General features: G+C 36.4%; 5 protein-coding genes. 2 read left to right on the top strand and 3 right to left on the bottom strand.

All coding sequences use genetic code 11. From position 1 onward, the window contains the following. Nucleotides 1-55: 55 nt before the first annotated feature. The 3 genes from A9479_RS19345 to A9479_RS19335 all read right to left on the bottom strand — a co-directional run bounded on the left by A9479_RS19345 (nt 56) and on the right by A9479_RS19335 (nt 2,271). Nucleotides 56-634, bottom strand: a complete 579-nt coding sequence (locus A9479_RS19345) for a DUF3365 domain-containing protein (RefSeq protein WP_064664318.1) — start codon at nt 632-634, stop codon at nt 56-58. 55 nt (nt 635-689) lie between these two features. Then, nucleotides 690-1,559: an MBL fold metallo-hydrolase gene (locus A9479_RS19340; RefSeq protein ID WP_016899623.1), complete on the bottom strand. Its 870-nt coding sequence runs from the start codon at nt 1,557-1,559 to the stop codon at nt 690-692. Nucleotides 1,560-1,620: 61 nt separating this feature from the next. Continuing rightward, on the bottom strand, nt 1,621-2,271 hold the full coding sequence (locus A9479_RS19335; RefSeq protein ID WP_064664317.1) for a peroxiredoxin: 651 nt from the start codon (nt 2,269-2,271) through the stop codon (nt 1,621-1,623). A gap of 262 nt (nt 2,272-2,533) precedes the next feature. On the opposite strand from A9479_RS19335, the gene A9479_RS19330 reads away from it, so the two are divergent. Together A9479_RS19330 and A9479_RS19325 are read left to right on the top strand one after the other, a co-directional pair. Then, entirely contained in the window at nt 2,534-3,055 is a 522-nt protein-coding gene (locus tag A9479_RS19330; protein ID WP_058155756.1) for a rhodanese-like domain-containing protein, read from the top strand. 46 nt (nt 3,056-3,101) lie between these two features. Next, complete coding sequence (locus A9479_RS19325; RefSeq protein ID WP_064664316.1) at nt 3,102-3,548, top strand: hypothetical protein; 447 nt, start codon at nt 3,102-3,104, stop codon at nt 3,546-3,548. Nucleotides 3,549-3,686 lie beyond the last annotated feature (138 nt).

The raw sequence follows: 3,686 nt of genomic DNA, 5'->3' as shown, positions 1-3,686 counted from the left end.
TAAAATATATAATAAAAAATTCATTGTGCTAATACTAAACTCAGTACTGTTTACACTAATTAGTTGCTTTTAGTTGTTTTATTAGTGTAAACGCGCCACGAATATCACCCACATTAAATCCAATTGCTTTATCTTCAGGGTAATAATGCTGAATAACTTTTTTGACTTCAGGTGTGACTGAGGAGCCATGACAAGCTAAGCACAAACCGCCGGTTGGTATCGCTTTCATGTAACGAAAACTTTGTTCATCGTAATTCGACTTTGCCAATGTATTAACCTCAATGCCTTGTTGTTTGAGTTTTTCAAAATCAACCAGTGTTTTTAGTTCCCATTGATCAGCCGTATTGCTGGTGTTTCTGGTGCGTAAGCTAGTACGACCAACAGACCAACCGTCAGTTGACAACTGCTCAGCTATTTTTGGTGCCTGCTCACTACACACTTTAACACCAGCGCTGAGCCCTCCTTTATTGATAGCTGACTTTAACTGCGACTTTAAACTGCTCGAGAATTCTTTTATTCGCTTTTGTGCTTCTTGCTCCAATACACTTTTATCATTTTCACCAAGTGATGTTGAATTTACAGCTAAAGGAGTAAAACCTATGATTAAAATTAAAACTAAGTAGTTTTTTAACATTACTCTTCCCTCTGAGCTCTTGTAAAATAGATTAACTATAAAAGTAGCTATAATTTTAAAGCTGATTTAGTGGTACTTTTAAATAACTTACACCGTTATTATCTGCAGGTGGAAAATTACCAGCCCTCACATTAAGTTGAATTGCAGGCAAAATAAGGCGCGGCATAGATAGCGTTTTATCACGTGTTTCACGCATTTCTATAAATTGCTCTTTTATTACGCTATTGTTGACATGGATATTAGACTCCTTTTGCTCTTTAACCGTTACGCTATGGCGATAATCTCGACTTTCGTTTGGGTAGTCATGGCATACTTGAATCGTTGTTTCATCCGGCAAAGCCAATACTTTTTTTATCGAGTCAAAAAGCTGTGAACTGCTCCCACCCGGAAAGTCACAACGCGCAGTTCCAACGTCCGGCATAAAAATTGTATCTCCAACAAATACAACACTTTCATCAATTAAATACGCCAAGTCGGCAGGTGTATGCCCAGGTGTATGCATTACTCGGATAGTAAGTTCACCTATATGAAATATTTCACCATCTTTAAATAATTTATCGAACTGAGTTCCATTTGGTAGAAATTCTTTTTCTAGGTTAAATAACGTTTTAAATGTTTTTTGGACCGTTTTAATATGTTCACCAATCCCAATTTTTGCACCAAATACCTTTTTGAAGAATGGAGCACCTGAAATATGATCAGCATGTGCGTGGGTTTCTAGCACCCACTCAAGATTTAGCTCATTTTTCTTAATATAATTCGCTATTTTCTCAACCCCCTCCTCTGAAGTGCGGCCAGACTTATAATCGAAGTCCAATACAGGGTCTATGACTATAGCTTTCTTTGTCTGTTTATCAAAAATGACATAGCTAAATGTTTCACTGTCTTGATCAAGAAATTCTTGTATCTCATAGTTTGTTTTCATAAATATTCCCTCGAAGTTAGCCCAAGGAGAAATCCTTGGGCCAACGTTTCATTGAACAGTATTAAAGAGTTTTTTTACTAAAGTACCAATCAACGTAATCGTATCCTTTATCTTTACGACCAGCAGCGTCTTCAACGGTATGTGGTGGTGGTACAATAACTGGTTCGCCTTCTACCCAATTCTCTGGTGTAGCTACTGAATTTTCATCACTGGTTTGTAATGCTTTAACTAAACGCAGGAACTCTTTTACCGAGCGGCCATTGCTCATTGGGTAATAAACCATAGCACGCATTATGCCTTCAGGATCAATAATAAACGTTGCTCTGACTGCCGCAGTATCACTTGCACCTGGTTGCACCATGCCGTATGAATGCGCCACTTCCATAGAGAGATCAGCAATAATTGGAAAAGGGATCTTTACGCCAAAGTTTTCTTCGATGTTACGTACCCATGCAATGTGTGCATGAATACTATCGATTGATAAACCAAGTAGCTCGGTATTCATCTTTGAAAACTCATCTGCTGCATTTGCAAAGCCCATAAACTCAGTAGTACATACGGGAGTAAAGTCTGCTGGATGTGAGAAAAGCACTAACCACTTTCCTTTGTAGTCTTCCAATGTGCGATCACCATGAGTGGTTTTTGCATTGAACGCAGGCGCAGGTTTATTCAGTTGTGGAAATTGTAATTGTGTTTCATTTTGTTCAGTCATAATGTTTTCCCAATTGATGTTTATCGTTTTGACAAGATCAATATCGCATAAGCATATAACCAAAAGCAATATCAAAAAACAGATTAACTTAATCAATATTATCGATGAAAAAGTAAACCTTAAGAGTTAAAAAAGATTACCAATCTCGAAAAGTAAAACTCAATTTTATAAATTTAGTAAAGTATTTACCTTTTATATTAGAACAACCTAATATAAAGTACAGCTTGTTCTAAATAATTTTATTTCATGAGGAAATTAAAAAATGCAACCAAAAGAAATATCTGCAAATGAAGCTTTCATGTTAATTGAAAGGGAAGATGTAGGAATAATTGATGTTCGTGAACCAGCAGAACACATGACTTCACACATAGAGGGCTCTGAATTACTCCCTTTGAGTAAACTAAAAGGAGAAGATATTAAACATGAGAAAAGCGCTTATATAATATATTGCCAAAAAGGCGGTCGTGGTAAAAGTGCGTGTGAAAAGTTACTTGCCCATAACCCAGATTTGAATATATACAATATCAGCGGAGGCATAAATGAGTGGGTCAATGAAGGATATAATGTTCGTAAAGGTGAAAAATCAATTTTGCCACTAGATCGTCAAGTTCAATTATCTATAAGTACTCTAATTTTAGTGTTCTGTGCTCTTTCTTTAACAATTTCGACCGCTTTCATTTGGCCAATAATATTTATTGCAGCAGGCTTGTTTGTTGCTGGCGCAACCGGTTTTTGTGGTCTAGCAAGAATTATAGCATTGATGCCGTGGAACCAGAGAGTGTAATTAAAAACAAGTGCCCTCAATTACTGAATTAAAAAAGGTAAATTTTATGCGAATATTAACAGTCATCTTATTATTGGCTTCTACTATTAGTTTCAGTGCTTTTGCAGACGATAATAAGGCAGGCACTAAACCTAAGCTTTTATCATTTATAACATCTGACAACACACAAACTCAGTTAATGGGTATGGTTTTATCATCACAAGCTTTAAAACAAGGTGCTGAGGTCAATATCCTTTTATGTGGGCAAGCCGGCGATATCGCACTGATCGATGCTCCTCAATCAGTTTTAACACAGCTAAAGCCTAAAAATATGAGCCCACAAAGCTTAATGAAAAACATTATAAAAATGGGGGGAACAGTTCAAGTTTGCGCTCTTTATCTACCTAATAAAGGTGTTAAAAAAACTGATTTGATTGAAGGTATTACCCCTGCTTTACCTCCCCACATAGCTAAAAAAATGCTTGATGCTGAAACAAAAGTCATATCATTTTAATCACTGTGAGTAATTGATTCGGGCACTACGGTTCGTATTGTCCTGAATCAATTAACTTAAATATTGTTCTGCACAACTAAATCAGGACACTTTTCTTAAGGAACTTTGCTCATACTCTACTGGCGATAGATCACCATT

The organism is Pseudoalteromonas sp. MQS005 (genome assembly GCF_001661605.1).
Classification (GTDB): Bacteria; Pseudomonadota; Gammaproteobacteria; order Enterobacterales; family Alteromonadaceae; genus Pseudoalteromonas; species Pseudoalteromonas tetraodonis.
The sequence above is the reverse complement of the archived record's forward strand: the minus strand, read 5'-3'. Positions and strand labels throughout refer to the sequence as shown.